The sequence below is a fragment of the Sheuella amnicola genome, assembly GCF_010499255.1.
GTDB classification, from domain to species: Bacteria; Pseudomonadota; Gammaproteobacteria; order Burkholderiales; family Burkholderiaceae_B; genus Zwartia; species Zwartia amnicola.
In genome coordinates this window covers 192257-217175 of the sequence record NZ_JAAGRN010000004.1, presented here as the reverse complement: position 1 = coordinate 217175, position 24919 = coordinate 192257, and the positions used below count along the sequence as shown (strand labels likewise).

Below are 24919 nucleotides of genomic sequence, written 5' to 3'. Positions count from 1 at the left end.
GCAAGTCATGCTTGATGGCTACCATCGACCCGACGAGCCGCCGCCGCCGAACCCGCCACCACCTCCGGACATGCCGCCCCCTCCGGACATCCCGCCTCCCGAACCGGGCCCACGCGGCCCTCCCGGAAAACCGGATGACATGCCTCGCCCCAAGCTCACGCCGGACAATGTGAACAAAAATGCAATCACGCCTGCAAACAATGAAACGAGAATCATCTCGGCCAACATCCACCCTATCACTGCGACGATTACACCGGCCACGCCGGCACCAATAAGGCGACCGAACAATCGGCGAAAAAATCCGCCTACAAATATGCTGATCACAAAAAGGATAGGCAAGTAACCCAACCACCCGTCGTCTTGCTGATTCGTACCCGCCACCGGCGCAGGCAATGCCTCGCCATCGATCACTTTCTGAATCTGACCAACACCGGCCGCGATTCCTTCATAGAATTGTTGCCTCCTGAACGCCGGAAGAATCACGCCCTCGATGATGCGCTTGCTTAGCGCATCGGTGAGTGAACCCTCCAATCCATAACCGACTTCGATTCGAACTGTGCGATCATTTTTAGCAACAATCAGGATGACGCCGTCATCGATTTTTTTACGACCCAGCTTCCATCTATCCGCGACACGAATTCCATATTGCTCGATTGTTTCGGGCTGGGTCGACGCAACAATCAACACCGCAATCTGGCTTCCCTTGCGCACTTCGAAGGCGCGCAAGGATTGCGCCAGGTTGCGAACCTGGTCGGGTGACAGCGTACCAGTCTGATCGATCACATGCGAAGTCAACGCCGGAACTGGCACTTCGGCGCAAGTCTGCCAGGACAACATCATGGTCCATATCAGAAACAGATTCCGAACAAGACTCGGTATATGCATGGAAGTCGGCTTGTCTATTTAGCAGGGGCTTTCTCGAAATTAACGACGGGAGGCTTCGAGATTTCCTTTTCATTTTCGACGGTGAATGTTTCCTTAGGCTTGTAACCAAAAACCATAGCCGTCAAGTTTGAAGGAAACGACCGAACCGCTACGTTGTATTCGCGAACGGACTTGATGTAGCGGTTGCGCGCGACAGTGATGCGATTCTCCGTCCCTTCCAGTTGTGCGCGCAACTCCTGAAAGCTCTGATTGGACTTAAGGGCAGGATAGTTCTCGGAAACCATCAACAAACGGCTCAGTGCCCCGGTGAGCTCACCCTGGGCCGCCTGGAACTTCTTAAAAGCTTCCGGATTGTTCACCAGTTCGGGGGTCGCCTGTATGCCGGTAGCTTTGGCACGCGCCTCGACAACCTTAGTAAGCGTGTCCTGTTCAAAACCGGCTTCGCCCTTAACTGTATTCACCAGATTCGGGATGAGGTCTGCGCGCCGTTGATATTGGTTCAACACTTCTGCCCAGTCAGCCTTGACCTGTTCGTCGGTCGATTGAAATGTGTTGTATCCACATCCCGAAAGGCTCACTGTTGCCAGTATCATCAACAGAGTCAAGAATTTACGCATGAGAAGCTCACTATCCAAAGAGTCAATGCAAGTTTAGTTCTTAAAATACCGGAATCGATACATTAGCCTCGTAATTATGGAAAAAATTGATGACTTCGGCGCAAACAAAACCGGGACGCAAACCGATGAAGGGCGGGAATCTTTTGATTCGCTGATCAAGGGACTCATCCCCCTGACATTGGTGGCTGCCTTTGCCGGATTGTTCGTAGGGCTGATAGGGGGAAGTTTTCGCTGGATGCTCGAGTATTCGGGCACTTTATTCTCCGGCATGCTTACTGCCTGGCGAGATCATTCGCCGGCACAATGGATGCCCGGCTGGCTTCTCGCGATGCTCATCGGCGCGACATGCGTCGCACTTGCCAGAAGCCTGATCAGAATGGCTCCAGAAGCTTCCGGCAGCGGAGTGCAACACGTTGAAGCCGTTATGCGCCATGAAGCCTCGCCAGCCAGATTTCGGGTGCTCCCGATCAAGTATATCGGCGGGATTCTCGCGATGGCACCGGGCATGGCTCTTGGTCGCGAAGGCCCGACCATACAAATGGCAGGTGTCATTGGTCACGTTTGCGGTCAAATTTCGAAACTGGCGCGAGCAGACCAGTTCATGCTTTATACAGCAGTCGCAGGTGCCGGCTTGTCCGTCGCATTCAATGCCCCACTTGCCGGAGCCGCCTTCGTCTTTGAAGAAGTATCTCGCAGAATGACGCTGCGCCGCATGGTCGTAACCTTGGCGGCGATTGCGACCGGCATGAGCGTATTTCGCAGCTTCTATGGCAACGAGGTTGAATTCCACACACACGGTGTTTTTACGCAACCTTCACAAATTCTGTGGACCTATGCCCTATTGGGGGTGGTTCTTGGCGGTTTCGGCGTGCTCTACAACAAATGCATCGTCTCGGGGATGAATGTATTTGCAAATGCGCCCCGAATTGCACCGGAAATCAAAGCAGGAATCATCGGCGCGCTAGTTGGCGGACTAGCCTGGGTCCGACCCGACTGGGTCGGTGGAGGCGAGGCACAAATTCAATCCCTCCTTAACGGTGACCTGACAATTCAGGCAATTCTTTTTCTCTTGCTCGTTCGCTGGGCTCTGGGTGTGGTGTGTTACAGCGCGGGTGCGCCGGGCGGGCTGTTCGCTCCGTTGCTGCTGGTCGGCGCGTTAGTAGGCGTGTTATGCGCCACAGGCTTGAATCATGCACAAATCACGACCCAACCAGTTGATCCCGTCGCCTTTATCGTGGTCGGCATGTCCGCGTTTTTTACCGCGGTTGTGCGTGCCCCCTTTACAGGCATTTTGCTGGTGATTGAAATGACCGGACTTGTCAGCTTAACGATTCCGTTATTGATTGCATGCGTAGCGGCTGTTGTGGTGGCCACGCTATTGCGCGGCGAGCCGATCTACGATTCGCTGCTCGACAGAATGCGCCTCACGCAACCGTCAAGTCCAGGCCTAAGAACATCGCCCCCTCCAAAGGGTTGAAGATATAAGGCGCGATAGGCTTGAATCCAAACGACTGATAAAGACGAACCGCGGAGGCCATGGAGGGAATCGTATCCAGACACATCTTGCGATAGCCCATGCCGCGAGCCTCGTCGCATAACTGTTGCACCAATTTGCGACCCAACTGCAGGGATCGTCGGTCCGGCCTGACGTATAAACGCTTCATTTCGCAGGTATCGGAGTCAATTGGTCGCAAAGCGATGCAGCCAACCGCCTGGCCATCATGCCATGCCAAAAGCACGCACCCTTCGGGAGACGCATACTTACCCGGCAAAGAAGCAAGCTCAGTTTCGAAATCCTGGAATTCGAGGTCGATATCAAGACTATCGGCGTACTCGCGAAACAGCTTTTTGACAGGCTCCAGGTCATCCGGAAATTGTGCAATTCGAACACTTAACATGGATATCAAACAATAAGGCCTTTTGTGTCCACATGATGACACAAAAGGCCTTGAACTTCACTTGCAGCGCTGGTGCTTCGGGAAGGCCTTAACAGGGATCTGATGCGCACAACCATAAGGGATTTCTGACAACGCCACTCGGGTCTAACTATCACTTGTCGAGCATCTCACATTGGCTTGTCGCTCAAAGCCTTCATGTTGCTTTTCAATTGCGCACTCATGGGCATGTTCAACACAATCCCTTTGGGCGGAATCGGCGACTCAAACCATTTCGCATAAAGTTTGGCAAACTCCCCAGACTGCATCAAACGCGAGATCGTTCCGTCAACCAGTTTTTTAAACTCGGGATCATCCTTGCGCATCATGCAACCATAGGGCTCCTGCTGAAGCGTCGTGCCCACCACTTCGAATAACGCCGGATTTTTCGAATTGGCCATCAGGCCGAACAGCAGGATGTCATCCATTGCAAAGGCGACAGCCTGATCAGACTCGACCATTCTGAATGCATCGTCATAGTCTTTGCCGTATACCATCTGCACATCGATGCCTTTGTCCGTGGCGTACTGACGCAACACCTTCTCATTCGTGCTGCCAGCGGTGCTGGATACGACCTTTTTGTTCAAATCGGCATAGTCCTTAATGTTAGAAGTTTTTTTCGCAAGCAATCTTGTTCCGGCATAAAAGTGACTGATCGCGAACGAAACTTCCTTGCCACGCGCTGCGGTGTTTGTCGTTGACCCGCATTCCAGATCGTACGTACCATCGACCAGCAACGGAATCCTGTTCTGTCCTGTCACGGGAATAAGGCCAACTTCAAGATTCGGTTTTCTAAGTTGATTCTTGATGTCCGCCACAATCACATCCGTCATATCCACCGCAAAACCCACCGGCTTGGCACCCGGCGCGGGAACATAACTGAAAGGGATCGATGACTCTCTGTAAGATACCGTGATCTTGTTTGAATCATTGATCTTGTTGAGTGTTTGCGCTTGAGCCGACATCGTTGCGGCAGCCAGACAAGTCATCACCGTCGCAGAAAATTTCAATTGTCGAGTATTCATTTTTACTCTCCATGAGATAAGAATATTTTCTATGCTTCAACCTTCGTGTGTTCCATGCGGACTTTATTGATCACATCGAACAATACAAAGTGACTTGATGGTGCGACTTAATTTTTGAGCGGTCAATGGACTGTTCGTCCCCATATTTGACTTTTATCAAATCCGATTATCTTCTCAATATTTCAACTGATCAGAGGATATATAAAAACTAATTTTTTTAGCGACAATCCTATGCATCAGGATAAATATTTCACGAACAAATCTAATAACAAAATTATTTACTTTGAAACCGCATGTAACCGATGGCTTGCAGGCGGACATATTGAGCCTGTAGTGTGCTTATGATTAACGCACTTGATTATCATGCGCACTTTTTCACATACGCAGGCAGCAAATGGAATCCAGAATGGCCACTCTCGAAACTCGCTATGACACGATCTTGCCGACACTAGCTACTAAAGAAGATGTCAGGCACCTCGAAACCCGTTTCGATAAGATTCTTCCGACACTTGCCACCAAAGAGGACCTGAAAAATCTTGAACTGAAACTGACCGGCACCATTCATCAGGAAATCAATGCCTGTACCTGGCGAATGATCACCTGGATGACGGGCGTAATCTGTATTTCCTTTGCGGGGGTATTCTTCATCGCGCGATACATTCACGTTTAAGAACGTACCGCGCTTGATCACGCTGGCTGCATCAAGCAACCGCCAGGCTCACCGCTGGTGCATCATGAAACTGTTCTTCTTCGGTTGACCCTGTCAATGCGGTCACCGATGAAGCTCCACCCTGAATCACCTGAGTCACCGCATCAAAGTAGCCCGTTCCGACTTCACGCTGATGCTTGGTTGCGGTGTATCCATAGCGTTCTGCGGCAAACTCTGCCTGCTGAAGCGGGGCATAGGCCGCCATGCCATCCGTTGCGTACTTGCGTGCCAGCTCGAACATGCCGTAATTCAACGAATGGAATCCGGCCAGCGTAATGAACTGGAACTTATATCCCATTGCGCCTAATTCACGCTGGAATTTTGCAATTGTCGCATCGTCAAGATGGCGCTTCCAGTTAAACGATGGTGAGCAGTTATACGCTAACAGCTTGCCGGGATAGACTTTGTGGATGGCTTCGGCAAACTTCTTTGCAAATGCCAGATCAGGTGTGCCGGTTTCGCACCAGACCATATCAGCATAGGCCGCGTAAGCAAGCCCGCGTGAAATCGCCTGATCTATACCGTTTCGTACACGATAGAAACCCTCGCTTGATCGCTCTCCAGTCAAAAACGGTTTATCGTTTTCATCAATATCACTGGTTACAAGCGTTGCTGCCTCGGCATCGGTGCGCGCAAGCAAAATGGTCGGCACACCCATGACATCGGCAGCCAGTCGTGCCGCAGCGAGTTTCTGCACCGCTTCCTGTGTTGACACGAGTACTTTGCCACCCATATGACCGCATTTTTTCACAGACGACAGCTGATCCTCAAAGTGGACACCAGCCGCACCTGCCGTAATCATGGCCTTCATTAATTCATGGGCGTTGAGCACGCCACCGAATCCCGACTCGGCATCGGCAACAATCGGTACATACCAATCGATCGAATCATCCCCTTCGGCATGATGAAGCTGATCGGCTCGCATTAAGGCATTATTGATTTTTCTGACTACGCTAGGCACGCTTGATGCAGCATACAAAGACTGGTCGGGATACATCTGCCCTGAATCGTTATTGTCGGCGGCGACCTGCCAGCCAGACAAATAAATAGCCTGCAGTCCGGCCTTGACTTGCTGCATGGCCTGGTTGCCCGTCAAGGCACCCAGCGTATTGATGAAGGGCTTTTCATTGAGCAGGCGCCAGAGCTTTTCGGCGCCACGGTGCGCCAAGGTATGTTCCACCATGAGCGAACCGCGCAAACGAAACACATCTTCTGCGCTGTAATCGCGCTTGATACCGCGCCAACGTGGATTTTCATCCCAATCTTCCTTGATGGCCTCGATTGCGGCTGAGTGCTTTTTCAACATGTCTATCTCCTAGGTTGTGTAAATCGTTGGAGAGACATTAGTGTAAAAATATTGTGAATTCCATATAATAAAAATTCACAATGTGAATTTCACAAAATTATTTTTCAGAAATTTCACAAAGATATTTTCACTTATTGAAGGTGAATCCCTCATGGATCAGCTCAACCGAAACAACCATTTTCTGGGTACAAAGCTGCGCAACCTACGCAAAGAGCATCGCATTACGCTTGAAGAATTATCTTCGCGTTGCGCCGAAATCGATCCGCAAAAGGCACCTTCGACCTCCTATCTCAGCATGATCGAAAATGGCTCGCGCAATCCATCGCCCGAAATCCTGTCGATCATTGCCGACATTTTTCAAAGACCGATCAATTGGTTTCTCGATCACAACACATCTGCTTTGCCATCTGCGCCCAAACCCGCAACTGGCGGCATGACTCGCATCCCATTCGATCCGGCGTTTCTATTTACTAAAGACCTGCTTCAGGCCGCCATTCCCGAATTGCTGCTGCAAACCGGAACAACCGGACGTCAGTTCGCACATCTTCTTATCAGATCGCATCAGGAAACTTCGCATAACGAATATCCCGACCTGGAACGTATGGCCGAAAAAATCGGCAATCGGGAATTTCCTTTGTCTGTAGACCGCTTGATGACATTATGCAAGCAGCACGGCCTTGAAATCAGATGGTTCGAGCGCAAGCCTGTCATGGCTCGCGATAAAGAGCGAAGCGTCAAAAGCGTCATTCGTTCGTTCTACGAACCGCCCGGCATTATCTATCTGAATAAAGCGCTTGAAAAAGATCCGGCACGTCTCAAATTCGACTTGGCATCACATCTTGGACACAAAGTCTTGCACGGAGGTGATGGACTCAAATCCGTACACGCAACAGGTGGTGAATTCGATGAAAGTCCGGACAGCGGGTTGCCCATCAACACGAACATCGATGCAAGCGATGTGTTGCTTGCATGGCGAGATTTCGAATGCAGTTTTTTTGCGGGCGCGCTGCTTTGCCCGAAAATTCCATTCCGAAGATTTCTGAACCGCGAACGACATCGTCTCGAGGCAGGCAAAAAGATAGAACTCACGCCCGCCGCCATGATGCGACGGATGACAAAAGTCTCGAACTATCCGCACTGGCATTTTTTTGACGCGACATCCGCTGGCCGATTTCGGGCGGTATATCGAGGCAATGGCATCCCCCTGCCATGGGGAAACATGACGGAAGCCAAGGATCCCTGCCCCAACTGGGCGGTGTTCAGGATGACCGAAAAACCTTTGAATACGTCAAGCTCACAACTATCGGTGATTCGCGAAAACGATGAGTGGCAACTCTATTGTTGCCATACATTGCACACTAAAGACATGTCCGGACTGCAGCATGTTCTATCGGTCGGAGTCAATTTGGGACCCGCTTTGATCTCCAATGACGCAAATGGCAACGATATCGTGCAAGGAATCGGTGAGCTCTGCGTCAAAAAAAGTGGTGAAGCCAAAGTGGGAGTGGCCGCCGCCAACTCGATTCGTGCGATCGCAAATATTCTAAGTATTGGCTGGATTGAAGACGCACTTGCTCAGCCTGCGCGGATCATCTGTCCGCGCAGCTTGAATTGTCCCCGTGATCATCAATGCAACCATCACGGAAAATCATCCAATAAAACAGTCGAAGACATCAAGAAAGAAATCCTGATTCAGACAGCCAAATAAGCGCGCTCAGGCCAGTCTCACCATCACAGCACCGGCAATGATGACTAATACCGCGAACATCCTTCTTTGAGTTAGTTTTTCCTTGAAAAACCATGCGCCAAGAAGCGTGGCGAACAGCACGGATGTTTCACGCAAAGCCGCGACCGATGCGACCGGCGCGACGGTCATGGCCCATAGCGCGATCGCGTATGATCCGATCGATGCCATGGCTCCACCAAATGCCAGTTTCCAGCGCTTTTTCAGGTAATCGATCGATTTTTCCCCGCGGATATAAAAGACCCACAAGGCGAAAGCCCAGCCATCCAAGGCGAATAACGCGGCAATATATTGACTGGGATGATCCGAAAGACGCACTCCCTGAGAGTCAAACAAGGTGTAGAGGGCGATGATTGCCGCGTTCGCAAGCGCCGTTAAGATCGCACGACGATGTTGCAACATCCCTGCCGACAAGCCCAGCACCAATACGCCGATGCAAATGAACACAACCCCAAACCATCCCTTCAGCGAGATGGCCGCATCGTCCACGAATATATAGGATCCCACCGCCACCATGAGTGGAGCGGCCCCTCTCATCAGGGGATAAGTCAGTCCGAGTTCACCGTGATGATAGGCATGCGCCAAAGCGAAGTAATAGGCGATATGAATGACGCACGATGCGAATAGATAGGGCCAGGATTCCACCGACGGAAAGCCGAACGCAATAAAGAACGGCAGCGCGATGAATGAACAAAACAGATGGATGACCGCAGTATCGAGAATCTTGTCTTCGCTTGATTTAATCAAGACATTCCATGAGGCATGAAGGACCGCCCCGACTAGAATGACGATCATGACGGTCCAACTCATGCTTAGCAAAATTCAGCCCCTATCCAGTTTTGCCACCCCCATTCAATCTGGATCGCAAGCTTATTGCACAAGTCGAATATTCGCCTCGTCAATAATTTTTTTCGACTTTACCATGTCTTCGGCCTGGAACTTTTTGAAATCTTCAATGCTGCCGCCCGATACGGTCAGCCCTTGCTGAGTCAGCTTTTCTTTCATGTCGGACGCCAATGCCTTATTCACTTCGGCATTAAGTAACGACTGAATTTCACTTGAAGTTTTAACGGGCGCCCACAATCCATACCAGCTGTAAAACTCATATCCTGGAATCGTTTCGGCAACGGTCGGCACATCGGGCAGATTCGGAGTGCGCTCGGCCGAAGTCACGGCCACGACACGCAATAAGCCGCCCTTGTGATACTGCAACGAACCCAGAATGGGGTCGATGAATCCATCGATTTGTCCACCAATCAGATCCTGAAAAGCCGGAGCAGTGCCTTTGTAAGGGATCATGGTGTAGTCGAGCCCGCCGTTCTTTTTAAGCAGCTCAGTGGCCATCTGCCCGGCCGACCCCACCGAGCCGACTGCAAATGCCAGCTTGCCCGGATTGGCTTTTGCATATTCCATCAATGATTTGAGATCCTTGACCGGCAAGTCTTTGTTGATCGCGACCGTCAAAGGTGCTTTTGCCACCAGGGCAATCGGCGCAAAATCCTTTTCAACGGTGTATGGCACCTGCTTCATCGTCATCGGTGCGGTAGTGAAAGTCGAAGCATTGAACAACAGCGTGTATCCATCGGCTGTTGCCTTGGCAACCGCATCGGCGCCTATCGTGCCATTACCTCCCGCCTTGTTTTCGACAATAAATTGCTGGCCGAGTTGAGTGCTCAATTTCTGTGCAAGCTGACGGCCAATCGCATCCAGTGTGCCGCCGGGCGGGAAAGGAATAATGACTTTGACAGGCTTGTTCGGATAATTCTGCGCCGAAGCCATCATTGGATTCATAATGAATAAAGCACTTCCAATCATGCCCAGCAATCCAAGAAATTTATTTTTCATATCGTGTCTCCTGATCAATTTCGTAAACCATCAACATCAAAACATCAAAGCGATGCACCACCGCACATGACAAGATGCTGCCCTGTCATCGCTCCGCCTTGAGGGCCCACAACAAATGCGGCCAGCGCTGCAACCTCTTCAACTTGTACAAATCTTCCAATCGGCGGCATCTTGGGAGCCGTGTTCGCGCGGGCCGGATCTCGCAAAAACGGGGTATCCGTTGCCCCCGGCGCGATCACATTTACGGTGATGCCACGCGGCGCGAGCTCGGCCGCCCATGATCGCGCCATGCCTATCATGGCAGCTTTGGTGGCTGCATACTGACTTCGCGTCGGCGCCCCATTGGCCACACGACTGCCAATCAAAACTATTCTGGCGCCATCGGGCATGCGTGAAATCAATTGATTCGCCATGATTTCAGCAGCTAACACATGCACTTTCCACATCGCACGGCCATCTTCACCATCGAGATCGCCTAAGGCTGCAGTGCGCATGAACCCCGCGGCATGGACGAACGCCTGCACCGGTGCGCCATCACTAACAATTTGGGTGCAAGTATTGGGCAAACTCTCTGTATGCGACAAATCGGCCTGCACAACACTAAAACGCGCATGCTTGAAGTCCGGAATCGTTCGGCTCACACCGACAACAGACCAGCCATCGGCAATCAAACGTTGCACTATCGCCAGCCCGATGCCTGAGCTACATCCGGTAATGACGGCACGCGGATGGGCATTCATGCCAGGATCCAATCCGGCATCACCCGCGCATGACGGATATGCCTTCTGAACACCGTATAAGCCACATGCAATGATCCATCTGCCGCCTGCCTGAGTGTGGGATATGAATATTCGCGATTCAAGCTGCGCGCCGAATCATTGCTCATGCACCACCCATCGCCAACCTCCAGGTTTCGACGCCATGGCCAAGTCAACCCGTCATCCTCTGATATCGCAAGCGTCATCGGCGCACGTGGCGCACCCCAGAATGCGCGACGCTCCGTATTTTGCTGTGTTTTAGGCGCATCTTTGGATTCGCTGTGCTCATCATCTTCAAGTTCGTCATACAGGGATTGACGTCTTTCTGTCGCATCAGCAGCACTGCTATCGTTGAAAATCATGGCCAAGCGTCCATCGGCCAATCGCAACGCCTGAATCGACGAGTTATTGTTTGGCAGCACCGTTTGCACAGGCGAGGTCCAGCTCAAACCGCCGTCATCGCTTCGCGTCTTGTATATGTGATCCGCCCAGCGACTTCTGAAAAATCCCAACAACCCCCCGTCCGAAGCCGACACGATGCTCATGTGCACACAACCAACGCTATCGGGCACGAGAATGCGCTGCCAGCTCGCACCTTGATCGGTCGATCGCATCACCGCGCTTTCATCGTAACTTCCGTCCCATTTTTGTCCCGGCATCACGCGACAGTCCCATACCGGCAATAACCAGCTTCCATCGGTATGGACATGGATCGGTTGACGGACAAACGCGCCGATTGGCAAGTCTTTCAAAACATCCGCTTCTCCCCAGGTCGCTCCGTCATCCCGTGAAATCCTGCGCCTGACGATCGCCGTATCCTGGTTGCCGGAAAATTGGGCCGTATGCAGTAACCACAACGAACCATCCGGTGCGGGAAACAAAAGCGGATTCTGTTCCGAGCGTTCCTGATCGTTCGACAATTGAACCGGACTCGACCACTCACGATTAACAGGATCGAGTTTGGACATGAAGACCGAAATATCGGAACGCCCCTCCATCGATCCGCCAAACCAGACGCAGGCGAGCGTGCCGTCCTTCAGGACCATCAGGTTTGCCGCATGCGCCTGAACGCGCAAGGACGGTATATCGGCAACTTCACGATCGGGATCTTCGGGGTGAATTTTCAGTTTCGCGCTCAGCATTATGCTTTCTCCTTGCCGACCATCACGTTTGCGGCGGGTAGTGGTTTGCCGGCGAAGGTATCGATAATGTTCTGCGCAGTCATGGTAGCCACGCGCTGAGCGGCACTGTGCGTCACGCCGGCAACATGTGGAGTCAGAATGACATGATCCATCTTGAGCAAAGGGTTGTCGGCCGAGATCGGTTCGACCTGAAATGTATCGAGACCTGCACCACCCAAGTGTCCATCTGATAGTGCATCAATCAACGCGGCCTCATCAATCACCGCACCGCGCGCCGTGTTCACAATCAACGCTCCGGGCTTAAGCATTGCAATCTCTTTGCGCCCGATCAATCCGCGAGTCTGCGCAGTCAAGGGACAATGCAAACTAAGTATGTCCAGACGTTTAAGAAATTTTTCAAAGTCTTTTTCGACCTCGAAATCATCTGCTGCCCGACCGTTTCTCGTAAAGACGATCACTTGCGCACCTAACGCACGCGCCATGCGCGCCGTGCCGCGACCGATACTGCCATATCCGACAATGCCGACAACCGAACCCCTGAAGTCGCGCCCAAGCCATGACGTCCCCTCCCATCCGCCTTGACGCATTTTTGCGTTGAGTGTGTGTAAATCCCTGATCAGCGCCAGCATCATCGCGATCGAATGCTCAGCAACCGCATCGGCATTGGCGCCTGCGGCAACCGCAACAGCGATTCCTCTTTGCGAGGCCTCATCCAGGTCGACACTATCGACACCCGCTCCATTTTTAGCGATCAGCTTCAGTCCCTTTGCGGCACTTAACACTCTGGAGGTAAAAGGCTTGTTTCCCCGCAGCAAAACCGCATCGAACACTCCGACCGATAGCTGTTCGATCAAGGTGTCCTCGTTAATCGGCTCGTCCATGAAACTCAATTGAGCACCCGCCCGTTCCAGCATCTGTCGCGCTTCGGGTACGAGATGTTTCGATGTCACGAGAACATTAAATGTTGGCATGGTGTCTCTCTTTATGTTTATACGCTTTACGATTCCGGTCCGGTCTTAGCTAACGATGCCGATATGCCAGGGTACGAACTCATTGTCCCCCAGTCCCAGCAGCTCGCTCTTAGTCGGCTCGCCCGATGCGTGACGCAAAATGGTTTCGAATATCCGTTGGCCCATTTCAGGCAAAGTAATGTTCTCGTCGATGACGACTCCGCAATTGATATCCATATCTTTTTTGAGTCGCTCGAACATCGGGGTATTGCTGGCAAGTTTAATGGTCGGCGCGGGCTTGGATCCAAACATCGAGCCTCGTCCGGTCGTAAAACAAATCAGATTCGCGCCACTGGCGATTTGACCGGTCGCAGCCACCGGGTCATAGCCGGGAGAGTCCATGAACACAAACCCCTTTTTATCGATGGGCTCAGCGTAAGCATAGACGCCCTGCAAAGGAGTCGTGCCGCCTTTCATCGCCGATCCGAGCGATTTCTCGAAAATATTTGCCAAACCACCAGCCTGATTGCCCGGACCGACTACGCCATTGAACTGGCCATTATGCCCGCGCGTGTATTGCGCCCACCAATCCAGCTGATCAAGCAATTTCTGGCCAACGTCTGGCGACACCGCGCGTCGGGTCAACATATATTCAACACCATGAATTTCAGGCGTTTCGGACAAGATCGCCGTGCCACCGTGGCGCACCAGAATATCCATGGCAGCTCCCAGCGCCGGATTAGCCGTGATTCCTGAAAAACCATCCGATCCGCCGCATTGAAGGCCGATACTGATATGACTGGCCGATACCGTTTGGCGTTGATATGCATTGGCGATCGGCAAAATCTCCTCAACCGCGCGTATCCCGGCTTCGATCGTTTCCTGTGTTCCGCCCACATCCTGCATGACAAAGGTTCGCATCATGCGGCCGCTCGCCAAGCCCTGAGACTCAACCAGATCAGCAACCTGATTGCGTTCGCAGCCCAACCCGACAATCAGCACACCCGCCATATTGGGATGACGTGCATATCCTGCCAGCGTGCGCCGAAGCAGATCGAAATGAGGACTTGGCGATGACATGCCACAGCCCGTTGTTTGCGGAAAAGCTGCCACCCCATCGACATTCGGATAGTCCTTTAATCTCTCCGGGGTGAAATGTGCCGCGATCCGACTAATGACCGTGGCGGAACAATTAACCGACGACAAGATGCCAATGAAGTTTCTTGTGCCGACACGACCATCCTCCCGGACATAGCCTTGAAATGTGGCGCGCTGGGCTTCAGGCAAGTAATCAACCGCACGCACATCCTGGCCAAACCCTGGGTCGCGCTCGAAATCGATCAACTCGATATTGTGGGAGTGAACATAATCGCCCGGCTCGATATCGCGCGCGGCAACACCAATAATCGCATTGTATTTGCGGATTGGATCACCCTTGGGTATTCGCGTTGCGGCCACTTTATGGCCGGCTGGTACCTGCGCACGGGCTCTGGCGGTCAACCCGGGTAAATCCTGTCCGATCGAAACAGGTGTTTTGGCGATCAGAACATTATCGTTGTCATGCAGTCGGATCAGATTGTTTTGCGTCATGCCGGATTCAATGCCAGGAATTTCGATGATGCGGTATGTTGCCGACTTAAAACATAACCGTCTAATGTTTTATCGTAATAGAATCATGAGTGATAAGTTATGTATTAATCATTACCCATGGCACAAATTGACCGGGCGCTTCGTTCGAACATTAAATTAAGGCACCTTCAGTTAGTGGTGGCCCTTGATGAGTTTCGCCACCTTGGCCGCACATCCGAATTCCTGGCAGTTACCCAGCCCGCCGTTTCGAAGATGTTGTCTGAAGTCGAAGAAATGCTGGGCATACAGCTTTTCGATCGATCAAGGCGCGGAACCGAACCCACTCCCGCAGGCGTATCCCTGATTCGTTTTGCCCGATCCGTATTGGCCGAGTACGAGCGCACCCGCGATGAAATTAGCGCGCTTGAAAAAGGTGTCGCAGGTCGAACCCGAGTCGGCTTCATGGTCGTCGCGATGCCGACATTGCTTACCCCCGCAATTGCCAGACTCAAATCCGAATCTGCAGCCGCGACCATCTTGCTTGAAGAAGGCGACCTGACTCACCTGTTACCCAAATTGCGCATTGGTGAACTTGACTTGTTCGTGGGCAGACTGGAACCTGGGTACGCCTCGCCGGACCTGCTAACCGAAACATTGTACGAGGAGCCAATGTGCCTGGTGGCTAAGCCCGATCATCCATTGATATCTAAAAAATCTATCTTCTGGAAGGATCTGACCGAAAGTCGATTTGTCGTCCCCCCACCCTGGGCATCACTCAGAGTCAAACTAGAACAACAGTTTTTCAGGCATGGGCTGCAACCACCAGAAGATGTCATCGAAACCGCTTCGTTTTTAGGACAGATCACAATTGTCAGGGAGCAAAGCGCAATCGCACTCATGGCTCGATCAGTTGCCGAACACTTTTCGACTCAAGGATTCATCAAACAGATCAAGCTTAATGTCGATATCGACGTCCCGCCCGTCGGCATGATCACAGTACGCGGACGGCAACTGACGCCGATCACGCAAAGACTGATCGAAATATTGAGGGATCGAGCGTAAAAAAGTAAAAAGGCTTCCCGCAGGAAGCCTTTTTTGCCCGAACAACCATTCGGCTGTCCGGTTCAACCTTACAGCAACTTAGGCTGCGCGACGGGCACGCGTTGCGGTCTTGGCGGCCTCGGCTGCCTGACCGGCTGCTTTGAGCGTTGCGCTTGTGGCTGCCGTCAGATTCTTTTCGGCTGCTTCGGTCGCTTGCTTTGCTGCCTTGGTCATGGCGTCAAACGCGCCCGATGCCTGAGCCAAAGAAGACTTCAGCATAGCGACTGCGTTCTCGGAACCAGCAGGAGCGTTCTTGGTCATTTGCTCAACAGCATCATTGATATGCTTTTGAGCTTCGGCAACCTGAGTTTCACCCAGCTTGGCCAAATCGGCTTGCACGGCAGAAATGATGTCATAGACATGCTTGCTGTAAGCAACGGCTTTGTCTGTACCTGGCTGAACCAAGCTTGACGACAAAGCAACGGCTTCTTGCGCGTCTTTAACGGCAGCAACTTGCTGCGACTTTTCCGAAACGTCATCGATCGTTGCTTTGATGACTTTCAGATTCAGATCAACCAGTTTTTCGAAACCGTTGAAAACGGAGTTCTGTACGGCCACCAGCGTGTCGATGGCGGCTTTCTGGCTATTCAAAACTTGCTGAGGAATGGCGGACATGGTGTTCTCCTGATGAAAACGTAAATTATGTTGCACTGCACAAGTGTCATTTTAAGGGCATTCAACCCGAAGTCAACAATTTTTTGTTGCATTGCACCAAAAAACGACAAATAGCTATACCGTGATCAACTCGACCCCTGAAGATTTCTGTCTTAGACTAAGGAAAATCTCAAGGAAAGACATTGAAATCACCTCTATCAGCCCAAAACAGTGTGTTCACCCGCGTGACAGCTTGTCTGGTCGCGTTCAGTATGTTGTGCATTCCCGCTCTGGGACTTGCGCAAAATACCGACAACTATCCGAGCAAGCCGATCAAAATCGTTGTCGGCTTCGCACCGGGGGGCGGATCCGATTTCATCGCCAGAATCGTGGCTCAAAAACTGACCCAGAAACTGGGCCAGACCGTTTTTGTCGAAAACCGCCCCGGAGCTGGCGGCAACCTTGGCGCCGAGGTTGCCCTGAAATCGCCGGGCGATGGCTACACGCTCTTTCTCGCAGCAACCAGCTATACCGTCAATGCGAATCTGTATAAGCTGCCGTTTGACCCGATCAAAGACATCACCCCGATTGCACGCCTTGCAAGCGGTCCGTTTGTCATAGCCGCCAACCCTACAACCAACATTCAATCATTGGCCGCTTTTGTCGACCTGGCCAAAAAAGAACCGGGCAAATTAAGCTACGCCTCTGCCGGTAACGGCAGCATCACGCACGTCGCCACCGAATACTTTCTGACTACGGCCAAGATCGATGTGCTGCATGTTCCATACAAAGGCACCTCGCCAGCCTTGACAGATACCATGTCAGGCCAGGTTCAAATCATTTTCGGCACCGTAGCTTCCACGGTACCGCACGTAAAGTCCGGCAAGCTAAAAGGCCTGGCTGTCACGACTGCCAAGAGATTAGCGGCGTTGCCTGACGTTCCGACCGTCATGGAGTCAGGCTATCCCGACTTTGAAGTTTCGGTCTGGCATGGACTGATTGGACCCAAAGGAATCGCGCCTCATATCGTCGACAAATTGAATCTGGCGGTACGTGAATCACTGAGCGATCCGTCAATGGTCGAACAGCTTGCCTCGGACGGTTTAACGCCAAACGCGGATACGCCGGCTGAGTTTGGTCAACTGATCGAAAGTGAGACAGCCAGATGGGGCAAACTGGTCAAGTCGCGAAACATCACGCTGAAGTAATGTGACCTAAGGCTTCGGATATACGGTTCGCGGTTTCGGTGAGCCGGGCTATCCATTCATCCTGCATACGGTCCGAGGGTGCCGAAATCGACAGTCCCGCGACCAGCTTTCCGGAATCGTCGTGAATGCCGGCGGCGATGCAGCGCACCCCCATCTCAAGCTCTTCGTTATCACGCGCATATCCGTGCTGGCGCACGAAATTCAACTCCTGCTCCAACTTTTCAGGTGTGACGATGCTGTTAACCGTATTGCCCGCAAGCGCCGTTCGGGCGCAATAGGATTTCACTTGCCGCGAATCCATGACGGACAGAAACAACTTGCCAACCGATGTCAGATGCAAGGGCGCGCGACCACCGATCGCGCGAACGACCTGCATACCCGATCTTTCGCTCCATGCCCGATCGATGTAAACAATCTCATCGCCCTGGCGCACTGAAAGGTTGACGGTTTGCCCCGTCAGCTGATGCAACGCGCGCATGGCATCAGTCGCGGCTTCACGCACATTCAACCGCCCTTTGACCAAGGATCCCAGTTCAAGCAAACGCATCCCGAGCTGATACATGCCGTTATCGACGCGGTCGACATAACGGCCGATGACCAGATCGTTCAAAATGCGGTGCGCTGTGGATGTATGCAGGCCGGTCGACCGGGCAAGATCCTTTAGGGCGACTGGGTCGGACTCGGCCGCCAACGCATCGAGTAAACGCGTGGCACGATCAAGCACCTGTATGGCCATCACACCCTCATCGGAGGATGCGACAGCTTGAGGTTCTTCCGATGATCGCGACATGTGTGTGTTTTGCGTTGGAAATGAAACCGAAATTTATCACGAAGACGTTATCACGAAGAGCCAAGCTCGAACTTCGCGCCCAGACGGGCAGCCTCGTTACGCAAGTACTCCAGTGCGGCCCCCACCAAATCCTGGTCCCCTTTGACCCCCAGTTCGATATGAGGCGCCCCTCCTCCCTCACCGACCGAGGGTAGACTGAATGCGCGCACACCGGGCCACTTTTGCTCCAGGGCCTCAAGCGCCGGCGTAATTCGCGACTCGGGCATGTTGTAGACGATGAACGATTGTTCGACCGAGGGTTTGCTGCGAACCAGATCGGCATAGCGCGTATCAAGTGTCCACTCGAGCATCGGCCATGCCATAACGGGAAACCCGGGCACAAAACTATGGTTGCGAATAAAGAAACCCGGAATTCGATTGTAGGGATTGGGGATGATTTCGCTTCCTTTCGGGAAATAACCCATATTCAAGCGCTGTAGATTCTCCGGAGTACTCATATCGGCCGACCCCTGTCCTTTCGCCGCAGTCTCAGCACATCGCAACGTGATCTGTTCTCTGGCTTCGGGATGCAATTCAAGCGGCAAATCCAAAGCGGCCGCCGCCGCTTGGCGCGTATGGTCATCCGGTGTTGCACCAATGCCTCCACAACTCAGGACAATATCGCCGCTGGCGAAGCTTCGCCGCAGGGCTTCAGTCAGCAACGCCCGATCATCGGACAGAATTTCCACCCAGGACAATTGCAAACCCCGGGCACCCACCATTTCGATAATTTTTGACAAATGCTTGTCTTGGCGGCGACCGGACAGGATTTCGTCTCCGACAATGATTAATCCGAGCCTGGAAGACTTTTGAGCTTGAGATTGACTAACTGACATAAGATCTCCAAAGGGGCGTATGCATCAAGCATCGATTGTTGTTTGTTCTTGTCTCAGGCGCCGCAAGGACTCTAGGCCAAAGTGCGTAAAGACCAGTCCCGAAAAAACAGGCAGGACGATCCAGGCGGGGGGCAACAGGTTGAGCAATGCGCAAACCAGGCCGATCACCCAGAAACCCATATTGTTGCGACGAATCAATAAGCGTCTCTCTTCGGCGGTGGCATGCTCGACAATCGCGTCAACGCGCATCATGCGAGAAAAAGCGAATGTCCACCAGAAAATTGAAACGACAAAACCCAATGGCGGCACAAGCCAGAACGGCAACGTCAGGAGCCAGCCTGCGGCAAACAGCACGCTGACCCAGATCGCATTCCAGAGACTGACCACGAAAGAGTTTTGTCCCATCATTGTGACGTCTGGATAATCGCGGCGCGACAGGTGAGTCAACACCATCGGCATCACGCAGACAGCGGCAACGGCAAGCCCTAGGATTCCCGACAATGGCAACAAAATCACAAGCGTCGATAATGGAATCAGCCAGGCTTTTAATGCAACCAGGGAAAACAAACCGATAGAAATCAACCATTCATTGACATCAGTGATGACCGTCGACTCGCTGATCAAGCGATCCAGATATTGTGCCAACGGCCCCATGGCAAAAACCAGCAATAAAGTCGCAGCGCCAAGAATGATAAAGAAGGGCAGCAGCATGGCAAACAGCATGCGCGGATGAAACTGCGATCGCAACGCACGGCCAAAGGCGGTCATCACGCCGGCCACGCCGACGGAGTCGCTCGATTGATTGGCATAGGAGATTGGTCGCGACATCGGTTATCCAAATTATCGAAAAATACAAGCTATCATAGACAAACATTCAGTGTCGTGCAGGTATGGTGTGCATACCCGTCTGTACGGCCGCTTCACGGAGTAATCGGTGACACTCTATTTTCCCGGTGCGCAGGCGCTGGCGCAACGTCTGGAACAGGATCCCGGCCAAACGCTGGTGATCTGTTTTTGCGCTGCTTGGTGTGATACTTGCAAACAATACCAGCCTAAATTCGAAGAACTTTCAGACAAGCATGACCGAACCAGTTTCATCTGGATCGATATTGAAGATCATGCGGAATTGTTAGGGGACGAAGACGTCGAAAACTTTCCGACCATCGCGATCATGCATGGGGACAAAGTGCGATTCCTGGGAACCATCTTGCCTCATATCGAACACCTGGACCGACTGATCGATGCGATGAAGGCGCCTGGCAAGCCGCAGGAGACCGAGTTGCCAGAAGATCTGTTCACGCTCCTGATTAAAACCGCGTAGATTCTAACCGGGAGTTTGATCAGCACTGCGGCACTTAGGTCTTTTTGACCGAACCACCGAGCAATAATCCGACTGCGCGCTTGGCAGGCGTGCCGGCCTTGGTTGCAGGCGTTGGAGCTTGCGCCGATGCCGCAGAGGAAGATGGCGAAGGCACGTAGGGTTTAGTGAAAAATTCGTCTATCGGCTTCACAGGAGCACTGTAGCGACCGGAACGAGCGAAACGATCGTAGCCCGAGCTGCGGCTTGAACCACGATCGGATGATCGATCGCCGTACGACCGGTCGCGCCTATCTTCACGGGACGATGAAGAGCGGGACAACAACTCTTCGGGAATCTGCAGATTGCCGCGAGGTACAGGTACCTTGATCAGCTTTTCGATCTCGAGCAAAAGCTTTTCTTCCGCAGGGGCAAAAAAGGAGATCGCTTCACCCTTGGCACCGGCACGACCGGTGCGGCCAATCCGGTGAACATAGTCTTCTGCGCTATGCGGCAAGTCGTAATTAATCACGCAAGGCACGCCGGCTACATCCAGACCGCGAGCTGCCACATCGGTTGCGACCAATACTTCCAGCTCTCCGGCCTTGAAAGCCTCAAGCGCCTTCATTCGGTCAGCCTGCGACTTGTCTCCATGTATGGATTCGGCGCGCACCCCATCAAGTTCGAGTTGACGCGCGAGGCGGCCCGTGCCGATTTTGGTGTTCGAAAACACAATTACTTGCTTCAGGCCCTTGGACTTCACAAGATGGACTACTGCCGCACGCTTGGATTCAGCGGGAAGCGCATAGGCAATTTGCGTCACCGTATCCGCAGTCGCGTTTCGTTTGGCGACTTCGATTTCGACAGGCGAATTTAGATAGGTGCGGCCCAGTTTACGAATCTCAGTGCTGAAAGTCGCAGAAAAAAGCAAAGTCTGGCGAGGCGTCGGAAGCAGGCGCATAATGCGATCTAGATCGGGCAAAAAGCCCATATCCAGCATGCGATCCGCCTCATCGAGCACCAGAATGCCGACTTGGCTCAGGTTGACGTTGCGTTGTTCGACATGATCCAGCAGTCGGCCGGGCGTGGCGATCAAGACCTCGCAACCGTTGCGCAACGCTTCTTTTTGAGGACCGATATCCACACCGCCAAAGACGACCGTCGATCGCAGGGGGGTCAGCAGGCTGTAACGTTTCACGCTCTCGTACACCTGATCGGCCAGCTCGCGGGTAGGCGTCAAAATCAGCGCACGCACCGGATGACGTGCGGGCGAGGCGCTTGTGTTGGCCAAAGGCATCAGACGATGCAAAATCGGCAAAGTGAAGGCCGCGGTTTTTCCGGTCCCGGTCTGGGCAGCGCCCATGACGTCTTTGCCCGACATGACTTCAGGCAAAGCCTGAGCCTGAATCGGTGTGGGAGTCGTATATCCGGTATCGGCAACAGCCTGCAACAGCAAAGGATGCAAACCGATGTCGGCAAACGTGGGGGTCGCAGCCGCGGGCTGTACGGGAGTTTGTATGTTTGAAGTCATTGAATTATTTGAGAAATCACCCGTAAGTGTAACGCAGCCCGGGGATTAAAGTCAGGGATTCCCCCTAGACATCATTAAAACAGGCTAACAATCCAGCGAAAACTCCACAAAGCCATCATGCCGGAGGCAATCAGCATGAATGCGTTTCGGGTGCGGATAAACACAAACACAGAGACAACCGCTGCGAGCAGCTTCAAATCAAACTGAGGCAGGGAGCCTGCTTCCCAAGGCAGCAAAACCGGAACAATGATTGCAGTCAACCCCGCAATCGGAGCGTAGCGCAGGGCGCTGCGAACCCGCTCCGGCAAGGGGATATAGTCGCCGATCATCAGAAAACCGGCACGGGTCAATACCGTACCAAGTCCCAACAGGACAATGGCTGCGTAAGGGTAGACGTCTTCGAAACTCATTTCGCACGCTCCCGACGCAAACGGGACTCAGCCCACATCCCACCCAAAATGCCGGCAATGACAGCAATCAGCAGCCCCAATCGCAGCGGTAAAGGTTGCGTCAACCAGGCAACCACGGCGGTCACCAACATGGACACATAGACCGGCCTGTTGTTCACGAGCGGCATCAGAATCGCCAGCAGCGCCAGAATGGCGGCAAAGTCCAGTGACCAGCTTGTCGGCACAAAGCTGGCCAATGCAATACCGATCACCGAAGTGATTTGCCAGATAATCCAGGTTGAACCGACTGCGCCAACGTAAAACCAGTGCTGCTCGACTGTCCCCTTATTTGATGCATCGACGTAGCGCGGCATAAATGCGACAAACGAAACGTCGACACTTAGATAACCAAGCAACAGTCTTTTCGGCCAGTGAATATTGCGGAAATACGGGTGCAGTGCTGCGCCAAAAATCACGAACCGCAAATTGACGATGACACCGGCGGTGAAAATCAACCAAAGCGGTGCGCCCGCCGCGATCAAAGGCAGAGAAGTCAACTGGGCGGAGCCGGCATAAACGATCGGACTCATCGCCAAAGCCGCCCCGATCGACAGACCGGACTTGACCATGGCCACGCCGGTCACGACACCCCAAACCGTGAAAGCGACAAAACCGGTTGCAACAGCTCGAGCGCCATCAAGCATTGCTGCTCGACGAATCCGGCTAAGCTCGCGGGCGTCGATATTATTTGAGGATTGCTGCATTTGCCTAAGTTGATTCATTCGAATTTCGCTATTGTAGACCGCTGCCCTTGTTACAATAAGTCATTGTTTTCATTCACGAGAGTAGTCATGACTGACGCAGTTTCCGGTGGTTCGGGCCAATCCGTTGCTCCTGTGCAGGTCGAAGCCGCCGACTTGCCGATTTACTGCCCCGGCCCCAAGGCGCCGCTCTGGAGCATGCATCCGCGCGTATTTCTGGATGTCGCCAAGACCGGTCAAGCAAGCTGTCCCTACTGCGGCACAAACTACAAGCTCGCACCGGGCGCCGTTGTTCACGGCCACTAGGGCGACCCAATCATGCCGGTGATGTTTGCCACATCCGAAGAAGCCGAACTCGCTTTTTACGATGCGCTCGAGCGCGCTGATCTGGCCCGATTGATGCAAATTTGGTCCGATGAGGAAGAAATCGTCTGCGTTCACCCAGGCGGCTTGCGTCTGGTTGGGCTGCACGCTGTAAAGGAAGCCTGGCAAGAAATCCTCTCCAACGGCGGATTGCATATCCGACCCTCAAGCACAGTCGTTCTGCACAGCATGATGAGCGCGACGCACACATTAGTTGAGCAGGTCACCGTGCAAGGAACCGATGCGCCCGAAGTGGCGTACTGCTATGCAACCAATGTTTACCACAAGGGGCCGACTGGCTGGAGGCTTGTGATGCATCACGCCTCTGCCGCTCCAAGCGAAGCGGGCAGGCATGACGTGCACGATGCGCCCGGATTGCTGCATTAAGAACCGGCCACTGCTGTGCATCACGCAAAACTCGATACTTCTTCCTGCCCTGTTCCCTGGTGGCTGCCGGATAGACAAATCCAGACGCTTTACGGAGCACTCGCAGCCCCGACTGGTCGGCTCAGCTTTATTCGCGACCGAGTCGATACTCCCGATGGCGATTTTCTCGACTTCGACTGGAGCGCACCCGGACTGATCGCGCAACCTCAGGCACATAATGCGAACACCCTCACAGACTCCACCCCATCCGGGTTGTCACACAGCGAGTTAATCGCAAAAACGGCTGCGACACGCTGGATGTCAGATCAAGACAAAACAGTATTGGCGCAATCCGGACCGGGCACCCAGGCACTATTGTTATTGCATGGCCTGGAAGGCAACAGCGCCAGCAGATATGCCCAATCCATCGCCCAGCATTTCAGGGCGCGGGGGTGGGTTGTCGTGGTGGCACATTTCCGAAGCTGCTCCGGATTCGAAAACCGTTTGGCACGCGCCTACCATTCAGGTGACACGCAAGAGATTGGATTCATTCTCGACACAGTCCGCTCAATGGTGCCAAATGCGACCTGGCATGCAGCCGGTATTTCACTCGGAGGAAATGCGCTACTGAAATACCTGGGAGAGTCCGGCGATCAGTCATGGCTTGCCGCCGCGGCGGGTATATCGGTTCCGCTTGATCTGGTCGCAGCGGGAAATCACTTGTCGGACAATTTCTTTAACCGCCACATCTACTGCAGACATTTTCTGAGAACGCTCAAATCGAAAGTCATGGCCAAGGCTCAGCGATTTCCCGGCGTGATCGACATAGTCCGAATCTCCAATGCACGGGATCTGCGCGACTTCGACAATGCATATACGGCGCCAATGCATGGCTTTCGGGATGCTATGGACTACTGGCACCAATCGTCAAGCAAACCTTGGCTGGCGCACATCACCACCCCAACGCTTGTATTGAATGCCCGCAACGACCCGTTTTTACCTGAGCCCACCTTGCCCGGCCCCAAAGACGCATCGCCGCACGTGTTGCTGCATCAACCCTCCTCCGGAGGCCATACGGGATTCGTGACGGGAATGATGCCCGGTAACCTGCACTGGCTGCCTAACCGTCTTGCGCGTTTTTTTGCAGAAAAGCGCTAACC

27 protein-coding genes are annotated in these 24919 nt (G+C 53.0%); 9 read left to right on the top strand and 18 right to left on the bottom strand.

Annotation, left to right across the window (positions count from 1 at the left end):
• Positions 1–18: 18 nt before the first annotated feature.
• Both G3I67_RS07560 and G3I67_RS07555 read right to left on the bottom strand, forming a co-directional pair.
• The gene (locus G3I67_RS07560; RefSeq protein WP_235931783.1) at positions 19–840 is read right to left on the bottom strand and encodes a TPM domain-containing protein; all 822 of its coding nucleotides are present in this window, start codon (positions 838–840) and stop codon (positions 19–21) included.
• A 59-nt stretch (positions 841–899) separates the two neighbouring features.
• Positions 900–1502: a LemA family protein gene (locus tag G3I67_RS07555; RefSeq protein ID WP_163653674.1), complete on the bottom strand. Its 603-nt coding sequence runs from the start codon at positions 1500–1502 to the stop codon at positions 900–902.
• 76 nt (positions 1503–1578) lie between these two features.
• Here G3I67_RS07555 and clcA point away from each other — a divergent pair, with 76 nt between their 5' ends.
• Positions 1579–2979: a H(+)/Cl(-) exchange transporter ClcA gene (gene clcA, locus G3I67_RS07550; protein ID WP_163653671.1), complete on the top strand. Its 1401-nt coding sequence runs from the start codon at positions 1579–1581 to the stop codon at positions 2977–2979.
• Here clcA and G3I67_RS07545 read toward each other — a convergent pair.
• Both G3I67_RS07545 and G3I67_RS07540 read right to left on the bottom strand, forming a co-directional pair.
• Complete coding sequence (locus tag G3I67_RS07545) at positions 2927–3400, bottom strand: GNAT family N-acetyltransferase (protein WP_163653668.1); 474 nt, start codon at positions 3398–3400, stop codon at positions 2927–2929. The genes clcA and G3I67_RS07545 overlap by 53 nt on opposite strands.
• 167 nt (positions 3401–3567) lie before the next feature.
• The gene (locus tag G3I67_RS07540; RefSeq protein WP_163653665.1) at positions 3568–4461 is read right to left on the bottom strand and encodes a transporter substrate-binding domain-containing protein; all 894 of its coding nucleotides are present in this window, start codon (positions 4459–4461) and stop codon (positions 3568–3570) included.
• Positions 4462–4867: 406 nt separating this feature from the next.
• Here G3I67_RS07540 and G3I67_RS07535 point away from each other — a divergent pair, with 406 nt between their 5' ends.
• Complete coding sequence (locus tag G3I67_RS07535) at positions 4868–5131, top strand: hypothetical protein (protein ID WP_163653662.1); 264 nt, start codon at positions 4868–4870, stop codon at positions 5129–5131.
• A gap of 31 nt (positions 5132–5162) precedes the next feature.
• On the opposite strand, the gene aceA is transcribed toward G3I67_RS07535, so the two are convergent.
• Positions 5163–6473, bottom strand: coding sequence for an isocitrate lyase (aceA, locus tag G3I67_RS07530; protein ID WP_375539304.1), 1311 nt, complete (start codon positions 6471–6473; stop codon positions 5163–5165).
• Positions 6474–6627: 154 nt separating this feature from the next.
• Here aceA and G3I67_RS07525 point away from each other — a divergent pair, with 154 nt between their 5' ends.
• Positions 6628–8184: a DUF3612 domain-containing protein gene (locus G3I67_RS07525; protein ID WP_163653656.1), complete on the top strand. Its 1557-nt coding sequence runs from the start codon at positions 6628–6630 to the stop codon at positions 8182–8184.
• Between the two features lie 6 nt (positions 8185–8190).
• Here G3I67_RS07525 and G3I67_RS07520 read toward each other — a convergent pair whose 3' ends face one another.
• From G3I67_RS07520 to G3I67_RS07495, 6 genes are all read right to left on the bottom strand, one after another.
• Positions 8191–9030 carry an EamA family transporter gene (locus G3I67_RS07520; protein ID WP_163653653.1) on the bottom strand — a complete coding sequence of 280 codons (840 nt, stop codon included), beginning with the start codon at positions 9028–9030 and terminating at the stop codon, positions 8191–8193.
• A 60-nt stretch (positions 9031–9090) separates the two neighbouring features.
• Positions 9091–10035: a Bug family tripartite tricarboxylate transporter substrate binding protein gene (locus G3I67_RS07515; protein ID WP_235931807.1), complete on the bottom strand. Its 945-nt coding sequence runs from the start codon at positions 10033–10035 to the stop codon at positions 9091–9093.
• A 74-nt stretch (positions 10036–10109) separates the two neighbouring features.
• Positions 10110–10805 (bottom strand): SDR family NAD(P)-dependent oxidoreductase, encoded by a 696-nt coding sequence (locus G3I67_RS07510; RefSeq protein ID WP_163653646.1) that lies wholly within the window; start codon positions 10803–10805, stop codon positions 10110–10112.
• Positions 10802–11965, bottom strand: a complete 1164-nt coding sequence (locus tag G3I67_RS07505; protein ID WP_163653643.1) for a sialidase family protein — start codon at positions 11963–11965, stop codon at positions 10802–10804. Before G3I67_RS07505 ends, G3I67_RS07510 begins: the two co-directional genes overlap by 4 nt.
• Positions 11965–12936 carry a hydroxyacid dehydrogenase gene (locus tag G3I67_RS07500; protein ID WP_163653640.1) on the bottom strand — a complete coding sequence of 324 codons (972 nt, stop codon included), beginning with the start codon at positions 12934–12936 and terminating at the stop codon, positions 11965–11967. The genes G3I67_RS07505 and G3I67_RS07500 overlap by 1 nt, the downstream gene beginning before the upstream one ends.
• 45 nt (positions 12937–12981) lie before the next feature.
• The gene (locus G3I67_RS07495; protein WP_163653637.1) at positions 12982–14505 is read right to left on the bottom strand and encodes a D-arabinonate dehydratase; all 1524 of its coding nucleotides are present in this window, start codon (positions 14503–14505) and stop codon (positions 12982–12984) included.
• A gap of 117 nt (positions 14506–14622) precedes the next feature.
• On the opposite strand from G3I67_RS07495, the gene G3I67_RS07490 reads away from it, so the two are divergent.
• Positions 14623–15546 (top strand): LysR substrate-binding domain-containing protein, encoded by a 924-nt coding sequence (locus G3I67_RS07490; RefSeq protein ID WP_163653634.1) that lies wholly within the window; start codon positions 14623–14625, stop codon positions 15544–15546.
• A gap of 78 nt (positions 15547–15624) precedes the next feature.
• Here the strand turns inward: G3I67_RS07490 and phaP are convergent, their stop codons facing one another.
• Positions 15625–16200 carry a TIGR01841 family phasin gene (phaP, locus tag G3I67_RS07485; RefSeq protein WP_163653631.1) on the bottom strand — a complete coding sequence of 192 codons (576 nt, stop codon included), beginning with the start codon at positions 16198–16200 and terminating at the stop codon, positions 15625–15627.
• A gap of 182 nt (positions 16201–16382) precedes the next feature.
• Between phaP and G3I67_RS07480 the strand changes: the two genes are divergently transcribed.
• Positions 16383–17387: a tripartite tricarboxylate transporter substrate binding protein gene (locus G3I67_RS07480; protein ID WP_235931781.1), complete on the top strand. Its 1005-nt coding sequence runs from the start codon at positions 16383–16385 to the stop codon at positions 17385–17387.
• Here G3I67_RS07480 and G3I67_RS07475 read toward each other — a convergent pair.
• From G3I67_RS07475 to G3I67_RS07465, 3 genes are read right to left on the bottom strand one after another with little or no spacing between them, the layout of a single operon-like run.
• The gene (locus G3I67_RS07475) at positions 17374–18177 is read right to left on the bottom strand and encodes an IclR family transcriptional regulator (RefSeq protein WP_163653616.1); all 804 of its coding nucleotides are present in this window, start codon (positions 18175–18177) and stop codon (positions 17374–17376) included. The genes G3I67_RS07480 and G3I67_RS07475 overlap by 14 nt on opposite strands.
• A 50-nt stretch (positions 18178–18227) precedes the next feature.
• Positions 18228–19052, bottom strand: coding sequence for a competence/damage-inducible protein A (locus G3I67_RS07470; RefSeq protein ID WP_163653613.1), 825 nt, complete (start codon positions 19050–19052; stop codon positions 18228–18230).
• A gap of 24 nt (positions 19053–19076) precedes the next feature.
• Positions 19077–19880 carry an EI24 domain-containing protein gene (locus G3I67_RS07465; RefSeq protein ID WP_163653610.1) on the bottom strand — a complete coding sequence of 268 codons (804 nt, stop codon included), beginning with the start codon at positions 19878–19880 and terminating at the stop codon, positions 19077–19079.
• Between the two features lie 106 nt (positions 19881–19986).
• On the opposite strand from G3I67_RS07465, the gene G3I67_RS07460 reads away from it, so the two are divergent.
• A complete protein-coding gene (locus tag G3I67_RS07460) occupies positions 19987–20373 on the top strand; it encodes a thioredoxin family protein (protein WP_163653607.1) in 387 nt (128 codons plus the stop codon).
• Between the two features lie 34 nt (positions 20374–20407).
• Here the strand turns inward: G3I67_RS07460 and G3I67_RS07455 are convergent, their stop codons facing one another.
• From G3I67_RS07455 to G3I67_RS07445, 3 genes are all read right to left on the bottom strand, one after another.
• Entirely contained in the window at positions 20408–21880 is a 1473-nt protein-coding gene (locus G3I67_RS07455) for a DEAD/DEAH box helicase (RefSeq protein WP_203583575.1), read from the bottom strand.
• A gap of 74 nt (positions 21881–21954) precedes the next feature.
• Positions 21955–22290, bottom strand: a complete 336-nt coding sequence (locus G3I67_RS07450; RefSeq protein WP_163653604.1) for a branched-chain amino acid transport AzlD family protein — start codon at positions 22288–22290, stop codon at positions 21955–21957.
• A complete protein-coding gene (locus G3I67_RS07445; RefSeq protein ID WP_235931805.1) occupies positions 22287–22973 on the bottom strand; it encodes an AzlC family ABC transporter permease in 687 nt (228 codons plus the stop codon). The genes G3I67_RS07450 and G3I67_RS07445 overlap by 4 nt, the downstream gene beginning before the upstream one ends.
• A 147-nt stretch (positions 22974–23120) precedes the next feature.
• Here G3I67_RS07445 and G3I67_RS07440 point away from each other — a divergent pair, with 147 nt between their 5' ends.
• From G3I67_RS07440 to G3I67_RS07430, 3 genes are read left to right on the top strand one after another with little or no spacing between them, the layout of a single operon-like run.
• Positions 23121–23336 (top strand): zinc-finger domain-containing protein, encoded by a 216-nt coding sequence (locus tag G3I67_RS07440; protein ID WP_163653601.1) that lies wholly within the window; start codon positions 23121–23123, stop codon positions 23334–23336.
• 21 nt (positions 23337–23357) lie between these two features.
• On the top strand, positions 23358–23780 hold the full coding sequence (locus G3I67_RS07435) for a YybH family protein (RefSeq protein ID WP_163654097.1): 423 nt from the start codon (positions 23358–23360) through the stop codon (positions 23778–23780).
• Between the two features lie 15 nt (positions 23781–23795).
• A complete protein-coding gene (locus G3I67_RS07430) occupies positions 23796–24917 on the top strand; it encodes a YheT family hydrolase (RefSeq protein ID WP_163653599.1) in 1122 nt (373 codons plus the stop codon).
• The last annotated feature ends 2 nt before the right edge of the window (positions 24918–24919 follow it).